The sequence below is a fragment of the Odoribacter laneus YIT 12061 genome (assembly GCF_000243215.1).
In the GTDB taxonomy this organism is placed as follows: Bacteria; Bacteroidota; Bacteroidia; order Bacteroidales; family Marinifilaceae; genus Culturomica; species Culturomica lanea.
In genome coordinates this window covers 2,378,242-2,394,419 of record NZ_JH594596.1, presented here as the reverse complement: position 1 = coordinate 2,394,419, position 16,178 = coordinate 2,378,242, and the positions used below count along the sequence as shown (strand labels likewise).

General features: G+C 40.5%; 12 protein-coding genes. 11 read left to right on the top strand and 1 reads right to left on the bottom strand.

Annotated elements, in window-relative coordinates; translation table 11 throughout:
- Positions 1 to 11: 11 nt before the first annotated feature.
- Entirely contained in the window at positions 12 to 260 is a 249-nt protein-coding gene (locus HMPREF9449_RS10005) for a hypothetical protein (RefSeq protein ID WP_009137139.1), read from the bottom strand.
- A gap of 284 nt (positions 261 to 544) precedes the next feature.
- On the opposite strand from HMPREF9449_RS10005, the gene HMPREF9449_RS10000 reads away from it, so the two are divergent.
- The 11 genes from HMPREF9449_RS10000 (at position 545) to HMPREF9449_RS09945 (ending at position 16,041) form a co-directional block, all read left to right on the top strand.
- Positions 545 to 964 carry a four helix bundle protein gene (locus tag HMPREF9449_RS10000; protein ID WP_009137138.1) on the top strand — a complete coding sequence of 140 codons (420 nt, stop codon included), beginning with the start codon at positions 545 to 547 and terminating at the stop codon, positions 962 to 964.
- A gap of 3 nt (positions 965 to 967) precedes the next feature.
- A complete protein-coding gene (locus tag HMPREF9449_RS09995) occupies positions 968 to 1,885 on the top strand; it encodes an NAD kinase (RefSeq protein WP_009137137.1) in 918 nt (305 codons plus the stop codon).
- A gap of 455 nt (positions 1,886 to 2,340) precedes the next feature.
- A complete protein-coding gene (locus HMPREF9449_RS09985; protein WP_009137135.1) occupies positions 2,341 to 3,084 on the top strand; it encodes an isoprenyl transferase in 744 nt (247 codons plus the stop codon).
- A gap of 57 nt (positions 3,085 to 3,141) precedes the next feature.
- Positions 3,142 to 5,694, top strand: coding sequence for a BamA/OMP85 family outer membrane protein (locus HMPREF9449_RS09980; protein WP_009137134.1), 2,553 nt, complete (start codon positions 3,142 to 3,144; stop codon positions 5,692 to 5,694).
- Positions 5,695 to 5,873: 179 nt separating this feature from the next.
- Positions 5,874 to 6,395, top strand: a complete 522-nt coding sequence (locus HMPREF9449_RS09975) for an OmpH family outer membrane protein (protein WP_009137133.1) — start codon at positions 5,874 to 5,876, stop codon at positions 6,393 to 6,395.
- A 108-nt stretch (positions 6,396 to 6,503) separates the two neighbouring features.
- A complete protein-coding gene (gene murI, locus HMPREF9449_RS09970; RefSeq protein WP_009137132.1) occupies positions 6,504 to 7,337 on the top strand; it encodes a glutamate racemase in 834 nt (277 codons plus the stop codon).
- 226 nt (positions 7,338 to 7,563) lie between these two features.
- The gene (locus HMPREF9449_RS09965; protein WP_009137131.1) at positions 7,564 to 9,753 is read left to right on the top strand and encodes a RelA/SpoT family protein; all 2,190 of its coding nucleotides are present in this window, start codon (positions 7,564 to 7,566) and stop codon (positions 9,751 to 9,753) included.
- A 28-nt stretch (positions 9,754 to 9,781) separates the two neighbouring features.
- Positions 9,782 to 10,222, top strand: coding sequence for a Fur family transcriptional regulator (locus HMPREF9449_RS09960; RefSeq protein ID WP_009137130.1), 441 nt, complete (start codon positions 9,782 to 9,784; stop codon positions 10,220 to 10,222).
- Positions 10,223 to 10,503: 281 nt separating this feature from the next.
- On the top strand, positions 10,504 to 11,772 hold the full coding sequence (locus HMPREF9449_RS09955) for an adenylosuccinate synthase (RefSeq protein ID WP_009137129.1): 1,269 nt from the start codon (positions 10,504 to 10,506) through the stop codon (positions 11,770 to 11,772).
- A 528-nt stretch (positions 11,773 to 12,300) separates the two neighbouring features.
- Complete coding sequence (locus tag HMPREF9449_RS09950) at positions 12,301 to 13,386, top strand: MBL fold metallo-hydrolase (RefSeq protein WP_009137128.1); 1,086 nt, start codon at positions 12,301 to 12,303, stop codon at positions 13,384 to 13,386.
- Positions 13,387 to 13,911: 525 nt separating this feature from the next.
- Complete coding sequence (locus HMPREF9449_RS09945; RefSeq protein WP_009137127.1) at positions 13,912 to 16,041, top strand: cation:proton antiporter; 2,130 nt, start codon at positions 13,912 to 13,914, stop codon at positions 16,039 to 16,041.
- Positions 16,042 to 16,178: the final 137 nt, after the last annotated feature.

Genomic DNA, 16,178 nt, shown 5'->3' with positions numbered 1-16,178 from the left:
ATTAGCAAATTCTATTCTTCTTCATCGTAAATGTCTTCTTGGTTATCCAGTTCTTTTTCATAAAATTCTTCCGCTTCTTCCAGTAAGGTGTCGATATCATCCTGAGAAAGCGGTTCTTCGTCAATCCAATAGATACGCTGATTGCTGTAAAAACCATCGAGGTCACATTGAATAATGCAGCGTGGCGTTTCTGTGTGGACAACATATACCAAATCAATGGCTTCCTGTGAATTGTCTGCAATAAGAAATTTAGGCAACATGTTTTTAATGTTTAAAATTTACATCACAAATGTAGGATAAAATTGAGAAATATACATCTTACATTTTAACTTTTTGAATGGAAAACTCCAATTGTAGGAAAGATAAGGAAACAGAATCAGTCGTCCGGTCTACATTTCCTCTTTTTGTTACGAAAAAACTTTGGAAACGGTTCTCTATAATTATCGGCAGATACTCCTCTTTTCTTCGTAAAAAGTTGTATCTTTAGTCCCTCTTTTAAGAGGATATTCCGGTCTTTCCCGAATAATACAAATGCAGAAAGAATATGAACAGGAAATTGAATATCGGTGAAATGCAGATGTGGCAGGATGCCGAAAATCTGGTGGAAGAAATTTACAGACAGATTTCGGATGCCGGAAGTTATAGTTTCAATCGTCATTTCCGTCGTATCGTTTTAGCTATATTGGGAAATTTGACGGAATCCGGACATGCCACTTCTCAGCCACAATATTGTGCTTTTCTTTCAGCGGCAGAGTCAGCTTGTAATGAAATCCGGCATATGTTACGTACGGCCCGGTATTATCGGTACCTTCCTAATTCCGTATCGGATAAATTAGAGGAAGAATGCCGGGAATTGGCTTTACGCATTCAGGGCGTTATCCGCAATACTGAAAGTTGTTTTCCTGTTCCTGCTGAGAAAGTTAAGGCGAGAAAAAAACGACCGAAGAAAAACAATAATTTTTGAAAAATGGGGCCGAGAATTGTTGCTGTATACGGAAAAAATGTAAGTGAAGGATTCTTCCCTTATTTGAGAAGAATGTTGTGCCAATTAAAGGAGCGGAATATCGTATTGGATTGTGAAGATAATTTCAAGAAAATACTGGGGGAACGTTTTGATTGCAAAGACTTGTTCCGGGGAGTTTATAATCGGGATAATTTGTTGGCAACAGGGGCGGAAATGCTGTTGAGTATCGGGGGAGACGGAACATTTTTAGATGCGGTATTATATGTGAAGGACAGTGGAATTCCGGTTTTAGGAATGAACACAGGACATTTGGGATTTTTAGCGAATATTTCTGTGGAAGAAATAGATGCGGCCGTAGCTTATATAGACGAAGGGAAATATACGACCGAGGAAAGAAATCTGTTGTGTCTGAATGTAAAAGGCGGGGAATTCCCCGGGTTTAATTATGGATTGAATGAAGTAAGCGTACATAAAACGGATACTTCTTCTATGTTAAAAATACATGCCTATATCGGAGACATATATCTGACTACTTATTGGGCCGATGGTTTAATTGTTGCCAGTCCGACAGGATCCACAGGCTATTCTTTGAGCGGAGGAGGGCCTATTGTGCATCCGGAATGTAAAAATATTATTCTGACCCCCGTATGTCCTCATAATTTGACGATGCGTACTTTATTGGTTCCGGATGATGTCCTCATTCGTTTGAAAGTGGAGGGCCGGACAGGGGATTTTATGCTGAGTTTGGATTCCCGGATAGAAAAAATGAAAGATGATTGCGAAATTGAAATAAAAAACGGGGAATTTAAAATTCGGGTTGTCAATTTACCGGGGCATAATTACTACGGAACTTTGCGAAATAAACTGGGTTGGGGAGAGGATTTTCGCAATCGGAACGGTGGCGAAAATAAATTGAAATAATTCCGGGGTATACAGGGATGGAAAAACCTTAACTATAAAGAGACATTTAAATAAATAATATTATACATTCTTTGTATTTATTACCCGTTTTTTCACTTTTCACTTTTCGCTTTTCTTGTGATTGTTACTATCTTTGAACGATTTTTAGGAGTAGACAGGGGAGGAACATAGGAGAAGTTCAGAGGTTCAGAAAATCCGAATGTAAAAATGTTTGGTTGTTTGAATATCTTTTCTCGGGCCTTCGGAGGGATGTTCCTTGGGGGATGGGGTGATGTTTTGCTGATTAACGGACATTTGAAAGGAAGTATAAAGGATTTTGGTTTCTTAATTTCTGCCTTATGTAAGGGAGAAAATCGAGTCAAAGACCGTTCTCTTTTGTATATTTATATTTTTGAATGTTCCGGCTCATTTAAATAAATAGAAAATTCTTGGTAATAGACCTGTGATTGTATACTATGTTTGAATTAATAGAAAAAGAAAATTTGCCGCGGCATGTCGCTATTATCATGGATGGTAACGGACGCTGGGCAAAAGCAAAAGGTCTGAATCGTATCTATGGACATCAGCAAGGAGTGGATACGGTAAAGAAAATTGTGGAGGCAGCGGGAGAGGTCGGTTTAGAATATTTGACCCTTTATACTTTTTCAATAGAAAACTGGAAACGTCCTCGGGAAGAGATCAATGCGCTGATGTCACTTATGGTAGATGCCATTATGCGGGAGATGGACAATTTGATTCGACAGGGAGTTGTTGTAAAAGTGATTGGAAATATGACGGATTTACCTGTTTCTGTACAATTGAAGCTAGAAGAATTGATCAAAAATACAGCCGCTAACAAAGGGCTTAAGTTGGTACTGGCTTTGAGTTATGGTGCCCGTTGGGAGATTTTGGAAGCGGCAAAGAAAATAGTACGGGCTACGCTGGAAGGAAATATTCCGGATCCGGACGTTTTGACGGAAGCTGATTTTGCTACTTATCTGACTACTGCGGATATTCCGGATCCCGATTTGCTGATCCGCACGAGTGGAGAATGTCGTTTGAGTAATTTCCTTTTATGGCAATGTGCATATACCGAATTTTATTTTATTGATAAATTTTGGCCTGATTTTGAAAAAGATGATTTATATTTGGCAATCCGTAATTTTCAGCAAAGGGAAAGACGGTTCGGAAAGATAGGAGAACAGTTGAAAAACAGTTGAAGTTTTCGGAAATTTAGATTTGTATAGGAGTAAATATTTTGTAACGAGAGAAAACAGATGGTAAGAAGGATAATTCTTTGTCTTATAGTAACCTTTTTTTGTTTTTACCAGGGATGGGCTCAGTCAGCTGATACATTGAGGGGTACAGAGGTGTATTATTCCTCTCCAAAGACTTACGAACTGGCTGGTGTTGAGGTGACGGGCATTGCGGATCATTATGACCCGGAAACTTTAATTCAGTTGGCGGGTCTTGTGATCGGGTCTGAAATTAAAATACCCGGAGACGTGCCGACAAGGGCCGTAAAGCGTCTGTATTCCAACGGACTTTTTTCGGATATTACGATAGCTGTCGATAAGATTGTGGGCAATAAGGTATATTTAATTCTGAATTTACAGGAACGCCAAAAGTTATCGAAGATCAATTATGTGGGTTTAAAAAAGTCGGAAGAAAACAAGATTAAAGAACGCATTAATCCTTTACCGGGTACTCAGGTGACGGATAATATGATTTCTAATTTAAAGCATATTGTCGAGAAATATTTTAAGGAAAAAGGATTTTATAATATTTCTGTAAAAGTATTACAGCGGGATGATCCGGAACGGGATAATTTTGTCATATTGGATGTTGTAATCGAACGGAATAATAAAATAAAGATTCAGGATATCATCCTAACCGGCAACAAAGAGGTGAAAGCTTCTGTGCTCAAAAGGGCTATGAAGAAAACAAAAGAAAAATCGCTGGTTAACTTTTTCAAATCTTCGAAATATATTCAGGATAGTTACGAAGATGATAAATACAATTTGTTGGATAAATACAATGAAAAAGGGTATCGGGACGCTCTTATCGTTTCGGATAGTGTCGTACAGGTTTCTCCCAAACGGGTGAAAATATACATTGATGTAAATGAAGGCCAACGGTATTACTATAATAATATTTCCTGGGTGGGAAATACGGTGTATGATTCCGAGCGTTTATCCCGTATTTTGAATATACAGAAAGGGGATGTATACAATAAGAAATATTTTAATGAACGTCTGAAAGACGATGAAAATACGGCTGTCGATAAGTTGTATGTAAATAACGGTTACCTGTTTTTCCGGGCTATGCCTGTAGAAACAGTGGTGGGCAAAGACTCTATAAATGTAGAAATCCGTATTTTCGAAGGGCCTCAGGCGACGATCAACCGGGTTATTATCAAAGGAAATGATCGTACGCATGAACATGTTGCCAGACGGGAATTGTACGTATATCCAGGAGAATTATTCAGCCGGGAAGATGTGATGCGTAGTATGCGGGAGTTGGCAAACCTGGGACATTTCGATCCGGAGCAAATTAAGCCGGACGTGAAACCGGATCCGGAATCCGGAACGGCTGACGTCATCTTCAGTGTGGTAGAGAAAGCAAACGATCGGGTAGAACTTTCCGGAGGTTGGGGGGCTGGTATGATTATCGGTTCTGTCGGTTTAACGTTTACGAATTTTTCTATCCGGAATATTTTCAATTGGGATTCTTACCGGCCATTGCCTCAGGGAGACGGACAGACGTTGAGTTTGAAGTATCAGACAAACGGTAAATACTATACTTCAGTCAGTGCTTCTTTCCGGGAACCTTGGTTAGGAGGTAAGAAACCGAATTCGTTGAGTGTATCTGCTTATTATTCCCGTCAGACCGGTTATTCTTCGAATTATTATAATCATTCTTATTATGTGAATAGTTCCAAGGATTTATACGATGACAATCAGTTGATGACTACTTTCGGATTTAGTGTCGGTTTAGGAAGAAGGGTGACTTGGCCGGATGACTTCTTTACCATGTATACGGAAGTATCTTATCAGCGGTATCGGTTGAGAAACTGGCCTTACTATATATTTAGTAACGGGAATTCCAATAATCTTTCCTTCGCTTTCCAATTGAGACGTAGTTCTATCGATAATCCGCTTTATACCCGTAAAGGTAGTGATTTCTTGTTGGGATTGACGTTTACTCTTCCTTATTCTTGGTTTGATGGAAACAATTATAAGGGTAATACGTTGACTCAAAAAGAAAGATATAGATGGATAGAATATCACAAGTGGAAATTCAGCGGCAAAATGTTTATGCCTTTGGACCGGAACGAAAAACTGGTTCTATATGCAGGAGTGCAATACGGTTTCCTGGGATATTACAACAAATATAAGCGTTCTCCTTTTGAAGGATTTGAAATGGGGGGAGACGGAATGTCCGGATACAGTTTATATGGACGTGAATATATCGGTTTGAGAGGATATGAAAACGGATCCTTAACGAATGCAGGTTCGAATTTTATTGCACCGGATGCTGCCGACGCTAGTTTGTATTCCAAATGGACGCTGGAAGTTCGTTATCCGATTACTTTATCCCAGTCGGCTACTATTTATGCATTGTGTTTCTTAGAAGCCGGTAACTCCTGGTATGAGTTGAAAGAATTTGAGCCTTTTAATCTTTATCGTTCTGCCGGAGTGGGTGTCAGGGTATTCTTGCCGATGTTCGGTATGTTGGGTATAGACTGGGGATATGGCTTCGATGATGTTCCGGGACGTCCGGGTGCATCTGGCTCACAAATACATTTTGTATTGGGACAGGAATTTTAAAAATGGAGCACCAGCTGAGCAAACGGAGACCACTTTGGTTTTGTTAGAGATTTATGGCTATTTTTCAGACTTCAAATTTCGCAAGACAATTGAAATGCTTAATTATTTTATTATTTTTGTACTGAATAACGGAAGAGTTTTGGGAAGGATTTTAAATAGATAAAATAAAAACGAATAGAATGAGAAATAAAATGAAATGGTTGTTATTAGCGGTATTTACGATGGCCGCACTCGGAGCATCTGCCCAGCAGAAACCAGTAAAATTAGGACATATTGAAAGTAGCAAACTGATCGCCGCTATGCCGGAAATGGCTGCCGCACAAAAACAGCTGGAAACAAAACAGGATGATATTCAAAAGGAAAGTCAAAACCTGAGAACCCAATGGCAGAATCTGGTTACAGATTATCAGAAAAATGAAGCTACCTATTCCGATATTATCAAGACATCCAAACAACAGGAAATTGAGGAGTTGGGACAACGGATTCAAAAATTCGAGGAAATTGCCATGAATGAATTCAAGAAAGCTCAGGATGAACTTTTACAGCCCATTATGGATAAAGCGCATAAAGCCATTCAAGATGTGGCAAAAGAGAATAGCTTTACTTATATTTTTGATATGAATTCAGGAGCTATTTTGTATGCTTCAGAAACCTCTGAAGATATTTTACCTTTGGTAAAAAAGAAATTGGGAATCCAGTAAGTCAGTCGAAAAATAAGATAAGCCGCCTAATAAGGCGGCTATTTTTATGCAAAAATTTTCGGTTTGTGCAAATTCATCTGTATTTTTGAGCTAAAACTTTTGAGGAATATGGAAAAGACAAAAGGACCTATTGGCATATTTGACTCCGGCTATGGCGGACTGACGATATTGAAAGAAATAAGGAGTGTACTACCTCAATACAATTATGTATATTTGGGTGATAATGCGCGAACTCCTTATGGAACCAGGTCCTTTGACGTCGTTTATCGGTATACGGAACAAGCTGTAAAGAAGCTTTTTGAACTGGGATGTCCCTTGGTGGTGTTGGCTTGTAATACGGCATCCGCAAAAGCTTTGCGGACAATTCAGCAGATCGATCTACCTCGTTTAGACAACAGCCGGAGAGTGTTGGGAGTCATCCGTCCCAGTGTGGAGGCTTTGGCGGACTATACCCGCAACAGGCATGTCGGGATCATGGCCACCAAAGGAACGGTCGCTTCTGAATCTTATCCTTTGGAAATAGAAAAATTGTACGGTCGGGGATATTTTCATATTACTCAGGTGGCTTGCCCGATGTGGGTACCTTTAGTGGAAAACAATGAGTTGGCGGGAGAAGGGACAGCCTATTTTGTAAAAAAATATGCGGACGAATTATTTAAGAGCGATCCGGAGATCGATACAGTCATCCTGGGATGTACGCATTATCCCTTATTGAGGGAGCTGATTGCCCGGAATATGCCCGAAGGGGTGACCTTGATCGAGCAGGGGCATATTGTGGCAGACCGTTTGAAAGATTATTTATTCCGGCATCCTGAGATGGAAAAACGGATTGAAAAGAAGGGAGATATACACTATTTGACTACCGAAAAAACAGGCTTGTTCGACCGTATGGCCGGGATGTTTATGGGTGAAAATTTAGCTGCAGAACAAATAGAGTTGTGATTTGGGAAACACAAGGAAAACCGGAAAGAAGAAAATAACCTAATTTTTAATATCTTTTTCAGAATTTATGATTTGTAATCGTATATATTTACGAGAATTTATATCTTTGAAATAACTTGCCGGCGATTCGGAGAAGAGGTAAATAAATTTCCGACAGGCGAGTATCGGTGGGAAAAAGGAGAGAAAGGGAAATATATGGCTTTTATTCGTAGTAAAAGAGGAGATGATGACAGACCAGGAATTAATAAAAAATGCTTTTGACGATTTGCTCGCCTCGTTATGGCCGGGAACAACAAAGGAAAGTAAACAGTTGATAAAGAAAGCCTTTGATTTTGCCAATGAAGCCCATAAAGGGATGAAAAGACGATCGGGAGAACCTTATATTTTGCACCCGATAGCTGTGGCTAAGATTACGGCTAAGGAAATCGGTTTAAAGACAAAATCTGTTGTAGCGGCTTTATTGCATGATGTCGTAGAGGATACCGATTATACTGTGGAGGATATTGCAAGTTTGTTCGGGCCGAAAATCGCTTCTTTGGTAGACGGCCTGACAAAGATTCGGGAGGTGATGGGCTCCGATACGAGTAAGCAGGCCGAGAGCTTCCGGAAAATGATACTGACGTTGGCAGATGATGTCCGGGTGATTTTGATCAAAATTGCCGATCGTCTACATAATATGCGGACTTTATCTTCTATGCCTGAGCATAAACAGGTTAAGATTGCCAGTGAAACTTTATATATTTATGCGCCTTTGGCTCATCGGATGGGACTTCATGCGATCAAGACGGAATTGGAAGACCTAAGCTTAAAGTACGAACATCCGGAGGAATATGAAGTGATCGCTAAAAAAATAGAAGCTTATCACAGGGAATATTCCGGTTTGTTTGAGAAATTTATCGAACCGATTCGGGGAAAGCTGGATAAAAACGGGTATGAATATACCATAACGGCCCGTACGAAAAGTGTATATTCGGTGTGGTTGAAAATGCAGAAACGGAATATCAGCTTTGATGAAATTTATGATTTGTTGGCGGTACGGATTGTATTTAAGCCCAAAGTGGAACAACCGGAGAAATGGCAATGTTGGAATATTTATTCTTTGATCACCGATTTATACCGGCCTAAACCTGAGCGTATCAGGGACTGGGTAAGTACGCCTAAGGCAAATGGATATGAGGCTTTGCATGTAACTGTAATGGGGCCTTCCGGACAATGGATAGAGGTGCAGATCCGTTCCCAGCGAATGGATGAAATTGCCGAGAAAGGATTAGCCGCCCATTGGAAGTATAAAAGTGAAGGAGGAGAAGGCAATTCCGAACTGGATAAATGGTTGGCCGGTATCAAGGAGATGCTGGAACAGTCTGATTCTGATGCATTGGAATTCCTGGATGAATTTAAGCTGAATCTTTTTGCTAAGGAAATCCGGGTATTTACTCCCAAAGGGCATATGAAAACTTTACCAAAAGGGGCCACAGCCTTGGATTTTGCCTATGACATACATACTGAAATCGGGAACACTTGTATAGGAGCGAAGGTCAATCATAAATTAGTCCCGATGAGTTATGTGCTTCAGAGCGGAGATCAGGTAGAAGTATTGACCAGCGACAGACAGAAGCCGCAGAAAGAGTGGCTGGATTTTGTCGTTACGGCAAAAGCGAAGTCCCATATTGACGCTGCCTTTAAAAAGGAACGCAAAGATCAGATCCGGCGGGGTATTATCATTTTTGAAGGAATTGTCAAAGAATTGAAATTACCTTCTACTTCCGAGCCTTTGAAGAAGATATTGGCGCAATTAAAACTGAAGAGCAAAGAAGATTTATATGCGGAAATTGCGAGAAATGTTGTGACGCGCGAACAAATTGTAAAGGAATTGAAAAAGAAAGCTGAAAATAGATTTATGAAGTATTGGAAGCTGCAATTCCTCTGGAGTGATAGAGATAGCGAGGATCGGAAAAATAAAGATAATCGGGAGGAGGAAGTCAGTGATGAAAATACCGATATCGTCATCGCCCCTTGTTGTAGCCCTATTCCGGGAGATGATGTTGTCGGGATGAGTATAGGAGGGAAAGTGACGGTTCATAAACGTAAATGCCCCGAGGCTATACGGTTGATGTCCAGTTATGGGGACAAAATTGTTCCTGTGAAATGGGTAACTCATAAAGTAATGTCTTTCCCTGCGATCATGCAGTTTTCCGGTATCGACCGAGTGGGCGTCGTAAGTGATATTACGGCCGTTATATCCAAAGAAAACGGGGTGAATATGCGGATGATACATTTTGAGACAAAAGATGGGATTTTTGAAGGAATGATTCATGTCTATGTACACAATACGGCCGATTTGAATCGCTTGATTTCGAAGATTTCTTCTTTAAAAGGCGTAGAAAAAGTATCTCGGGTGGAGAATGTAGAAAATTGATGTCAGTTGCAACTTAATACAGGGAGAAATGAAAGATGTGGTAAAGGAAATTTTTACGGCTTACTTGCAAAAGAAAGGTTGCCGGAAGACTCCGGAACGCTATGCCATATTGGAGGAAATTTATTCCCGTCCCGAACATTTTGATGTCGAAGCTATTTTTGTAGCGATGAATAAAAAGAATTATCGGGTGAGTCGGGCGACCATTTATAATACGATCGAGTTATTGCTGGATTGTAATTTGGTGATCAAACATCAATTTAAAAATAATACAGCTCAGTTTGAGAGGGCCTATAATAATGACCGGCATGAACACCTGATTTGCCTGAAATGCGGAAAAGTAGAAGAATTTTCAGATAATAGGCTGGATGAAATTACCGAATATATTGCCGAGAAGCGAAACTTTTCGGTGCATCATCGTTTAATGTATGTGTACGGTATATGTAAATCTTGCCAGGCCGGTAAAAAATAACTTTTCGAAACAGATCGGCGATGGTACAGGGAAAAGAGGAATCCGGCAGAATTTATTCTTGTTAAAATAGATCGGAAAAGATAGGAATTCTTTTAAAAAGATTAACTTTGTACGTTTGTGTTTTTTCGGAGTGTTTCCCGAAAAAACAGTTTTTTGTGGAGTAAGGTGAAAGAGGACATCCGGAATGTCTTTTAGGGAGGTAGAGCATATAGTAATAATCAATAATTGGATTTTTGAGTTATTGTATAATAACCGGAAGTCGTTTTAACAAAAAGAGTACAATGAAAGTAGATGTGTTACTTGGATTACAATGGGGAGATGAAGGGAAAGGAAAAGTAGTAGATGTCCTAACGCCGAAGTATGATTTGGTAACCCGTTTTCAGGGAGGTCCGAATGCCGGTCACACGTTGGAGTTTGCCGGAGAAAAATATATTCTGCGTTCTATTCCTTCCGGGATATTTCAGGGAGGGAAAATGAATATTATCGGAAATGGTGTCGTGTTGGATCCTTTGTTATTTAAACAGGAAGCAGAGGGTTTAGCTGCAAGCGGACATGATATACGGAAACAATTGTGTATTTCTAAAAAGGCACATCTCATTTTACCCACACATCGTATGTTAGATGCTGCTTATGAAGCTGCGAAGGGAGATGCAAAAATTGGAACGACAGGGAAAGGAATAGGACCGGCTTATACGGATAAGGTAAGTCGTAATGGGGTGAGAGTGGGCGATATCCTGAATAATTTTCCTGAAAAATATGCAAAGGCAAAAGCGAAACACGAGACGATATTGCGGGCCCTGAATTACCAATACGACATAACAAAACTGGAAAAAGAATGGTTTGAAGCTGTCGACTATTTGAAACAATTTGCTTTAATTGATAGCGAGCATGTAATCAATAATCTTCTGAAGGAAGGAAAAACGGTGTTGGCAGAGGGGGCTCAGGGAACGATGTTGGATATCGATTTTGGTTCTTATCCGTTCGTAACTTCTTCTAATACGATTTGTGCGGGTGCTTGTACAGGTTTGGGGGTTGCGCCTCGGCGAATCGGGGAAGTATACGGTATTTTTAAGGCTTATTGTACCCGGGTTGGAAGCGGACCCTTCCCGACGGAATTGTTTGACGAAGTCGGAAAGGCTATGTCGACTCTGGGGCATGAATTTGGGTCGGTAACCGGTAGAGCGCGGCGTTGTGGATGGTTGGATTTGGTGGCTTTAAAATATGCCGTTATGATTAATGGTGTTACCCAATTGATCATGATGAAGAGCGATGTGCTGGATTCTTTCGATACGATAAAAGCCTGTGTTGCCTATAAGGTGAATGGAGAGATTACAGCGGAATTCCCTTATGAAATTAATGAAGGAATAGAACCCGTTTACGAAGAATTTGCCGGCTGGAAAACGGATATGACACAGATGACTTCCGAGGATGAATTTCCGGAAGAATTTAATGCGTATGTCAGCTTTATCGAAGAACAAACGGGAGTGCCGGTGAAGATTGTGTCTGTAGGAGCCGACCGGGAACAAACGATAATAAGATACGAAGAATAAATGGAAAGTTGAGACCCATTTTTCGTAACCTGAAAAAACAAGTCTCAAAAGGATAAAAAAGAAAAAGCGTATGTATGCTCTGAGGTCAGACTACATACGTTTTTTTTAATTGTGTGGCCCTCTGTATGTATAGTGAGGGAAGGACATTTGTGTGGGTTTAGGGGACGATTTTCTATTCGGTCGGAATAGAGAAAGAAAATTCCTGTTTTGCTAAGTTTCACGTACTGGTTGGTATACCACTTTCGGTTCTGCTCTGTTTTTGTGCCGGCCTGCTATCCTCGTGGCCCGCAAACTTTCTCCCTTCCGGCCGCTGTTATCGGGCAATTCATGGATTTATAGGTGTTGTCTGTAAAAATGGTAAGAATATCTGTAATTTATGTATCGGACCTGAAAGAAAACAGCGTAATTTTGTATTTTAAATAAAGATGATTTTTTGAAGAAGATAGAAAATAAATTACCGGGAATAATCTGTTGCAGGCTGAAAGCAGGGGATATTTGCTGGTAGAGAATGGGTAAAAAGACCAGGCGATGAAGTTTATAACAAAAATTCGATGGCGTATGATGATTGGAATAGTGGCAGGAATAGTGATGATTGTGGGAATGGCCGGATTTGCTTTTATGCGCCAGCCGAGTTTCGGGCGTTTGCCGCAAGGGGAGCGGTTGGAAAGGATAAAGCGTTCGCCTCAATACCGGGACGGGGAATTTAGAAATGTACATCCGACGGAATTGATGACTTCGGGTAAGGGACGATTACAAACGATGTGGGAATTTCTGTTTTCCAAACCGGATGGGCTTGTCCCGGACGAACCCGTTCCGGCAATCAAAACTGATTTGAGGAGATTGTTGAGGGATAGAGAGCTGATGGTCTGGTTCGGACATTCTTCTTATCTGCTCCAATTGTCGGGGAAGCGAATATTGGTAGACCCGGTTTTTTGTATAGCTTCGCCCGTTTCGTTTATCAATAAGCCCTTCAAAGGAACCAATATTTATACGCCCGAGGACATGCCGGATATAGACTACCTTGTTATTACCCACGATCATTGGGATCATTTGGACTACCGCACCGTGACACGATTAAGGGATCGTATCCGTAAAATAATTTGCCCGTTGGGAGTAGGTGAGCATTTTGAATACTGGGGTTTTGATAAGGAAAATATGGTGGAACTGGACTGGAAGGAGACGGCTTTACTGGATGAAGGATTTATCATACATGCTTTGCCCGCCCGTCATTTTTCCGGTCGCGGCTTGACTTCCAATCGGACATTATGGGCGTCTTTTTTAATTGAAACACCTTCGAAAACGGTTTATATGGGAGGAGATAGCGGTTACGATACACATTTTGCAGAGATTGGCGAGCAATTTCCGAATATCGACCTGGCAATTCTGGAAAACGGACAATACAACGAAAACTGGCGGTATATCCATACGCTGCCTCAATATTTGGGACAGATTGCCAAAGACTTAAAAGCCAAACAGATCGTAACCGTCCATCATTCTAAGTATGCACTGGCCAAACACCCTTGGGATGAACCTTTAAAGAATGAACTGGAAGCCGCCAAAAAAGATTCGTTCAACCTGATTGTTCCGATAATCGGACAGGTGATTGAGAGGTAATTGCCGAGGGAGAAAGGTTAGTTTACTACGTTTATGCTAAGGTCTTGTATTTTTTTATAAAGGAGGAAATTGTAAATTTATCAGGTTTTCCTGGAAAAAGAAAAATCTCCTCTTCCTTTCAGAGGTGTACTTCTTTGATTGCTTCACTTGCAGTACGGAGGAACGAATCTCCGGTTCGGATGAAATTTGCTGTTATTTTGCAATAAGGACGTTTTATTTCAGAGAAAGTACCGTTAATCAGGTCCGAGGAAGTGACAAATAGCTGTACACAGATCCCGGAGGTGTTTCCCTTTAAACCTAATTTTTGTGCAAAAAGAAGGTTGTCCGTTGAGGAACGCTTTCTTTTTTATTATTTTTGTATCCTGAAGGTGAATAACTTTGCTATTCAGCTTAAATTTGGCGGGATGCAGGAGAATTTATTTCGGAATCTGACTGTTTGTGCGGGTGAAAATGTTAAATAAACATGAGGCGTATAACTTCCTGCGAGCTGAGGAAAAATAGTCTGTTCCTTAATTACGTATGAATATGTTGCAATTTCCATTAACTGATCCGGTTTTAATATTTTCGGTTTTATTGTTTATAATTTTATTAGCTCCTATTTTATTGTATCGTTTAAAGATACCGGATCTGATTGGGCTGATCATTGCGGGGGCAATTATCGGACCGAATGGGTTGGGAATTATGGCGCGGGACAGTAGCATAGAGCTTTTCGGAAAAGTGGGATTGCTTTATATTATGTTTGTGGCGGGTTTGGAGATCGATTTAGCCGACTTGAAGAAAAATTATAGTAAAGGTATGTATTTCGGTTTGCTGACTTTTTTTATTCCCATGATTATGGGAACACTTGCCGGAATATATCTTTTGAATTTTAGCTGGCCTACTTCTGTTTTATTGGCCAGTATGTTTGCTTCCCATACTTTAATGACTTATCCGATTGTCAGTAAATATGGTGTGACGAAAAACCGGGCTGTAAATATTTCTATCGGAGGTACGGTTGTTACCTGTTTGTTGGCCTTATTAGTTTTAGCCGTAATTGTGGGGATGTCCACGGGGGATATAAATGGACAATTTTGGGTAAAACTGACGGTCTCTACCCTTGTATTTATAGCAGTCGTGGTAATTATTTTCCCTATAGTGGGGAGATGGTTTTTTAAACGCTATGAAGATCATATTGCTCAGTATATTTTTGTATTGGCTTTAGTGTTTCTGGCTTCTTTCCTTGCTAAGGTGGCAGGCTTGGAAGATGTCATCGGGGCTTTTTTGGCCGGTTTGGCTTTAAATCGTTTGATTCCCAATACTTCTGCCTTAATGAACCGGGTGGAATTTGTGGGAAATGCTATTTTTATTCCCTTTTTCTTAATCGGGGTGGGGATGTTGGTCGATTATCGGGTTTTTGCGACCGGTTGGGATTCTTTGTGGGTTGCTGTTGTGATGTGCGTAATTGCTACGGTTTCTAAATATGTGGCTGCTTGGGTGACGGAAAAGAGTCTTCATTATACCCGTGATGAAGGACGTCTTTTGTTTGGCTTGTCTAATGCTCAGGCGGCGGCGACATTAGCTGCTGTAATGGTAGGGTATCAGGTAATTCTGGGTACTTCACCTACAGGAGAACCTATTCGGTTGCTGGACGAGAGTGTGTTGAACGGAACCATTATAATGATATTGGTTACTTGTACTATCGCTTCTTTTGTAACACAGAAAGGCGCTCAGAATGTGGCTTTGGCTGAAATGGCGGGAGAAGAGTTGGTAGATAAAAGCGACACAGAGGATCGGATCCTGATCCCTTTGAGCAATTTGGAAACTGTAGAAGAATTGATAAGCTTGGGTGTGACCGTCAAATCGAAGAAGTGTAAGACGACAATGATGGCTCTAAGTATTATTAAATCGGACAGTAATGATATGGCCGCGGAAAAAAGATCCCAGACGCTTTTGAATAAAGCAGCTAAAACGGCTGCGGCAACGGATGAGATGATTCATACTTTGATGCGTTACGATATAAATGTCGTGAACGGGATAAAGAATGTCGTAAAGGAACATAAAATTACGGATATTGTTTTGGGTTTGCGGAAGGCATCTGATATTTCTAACACTTTTCTGGGAGATTTAGTCGAGGGGATTGTAGCAAAATGTGCGACCACTACTTTTGTGTACCGGCCGGTACAACCTCTGGCGACTTTGAAAAGATATATTATGCTGATTCCGGAAAATGCGGAATTGGAAGTGGGTTTCCCCTATTGGTTAGTGAGGGTGTGGAATGTGGTTCGCAATACAAATAGTAAGATCGTTTTTTACGGAAGTGCGGCTTTACTCTCCCTTTTGAAAGATGTAAAAGCCAAACATAATATCAGTGCGGAATTTGTAGAATTCACCGATTGGGATGATTTTCTGATCGTATCCCGGGATGTGAAGCCGGATGACGCTTTGTTAGTTGTCATGAGCCGGCGTAATTTCCCTTCTTATTCAAGACAAATGGCTTTGATTCCGGCTTATATGAATAAGTATTTTCAGATGAATAATTGTGTGTTAATCTATCCGGTACAGATGGGAATCGGAGAAGAAGAAACCGGAACTTTCCGAAGTATTTCGACGGTTCATCACGGTGAGGGTGAAGATTTAGCAAGTGTACTCAGACGCTTGTTTAGAAGAAATAAATAGAATATCTTTTGTGAAAAGATTAATTTTGACGGATAGGATACCCTATGGCTTTTATTTTTAGAGGGAGGGCAATAAAAAAGGTTGTCCAAAATCAAAACGATAACTTTTAATTTGGACAACCTCTGTTATTTTATTTG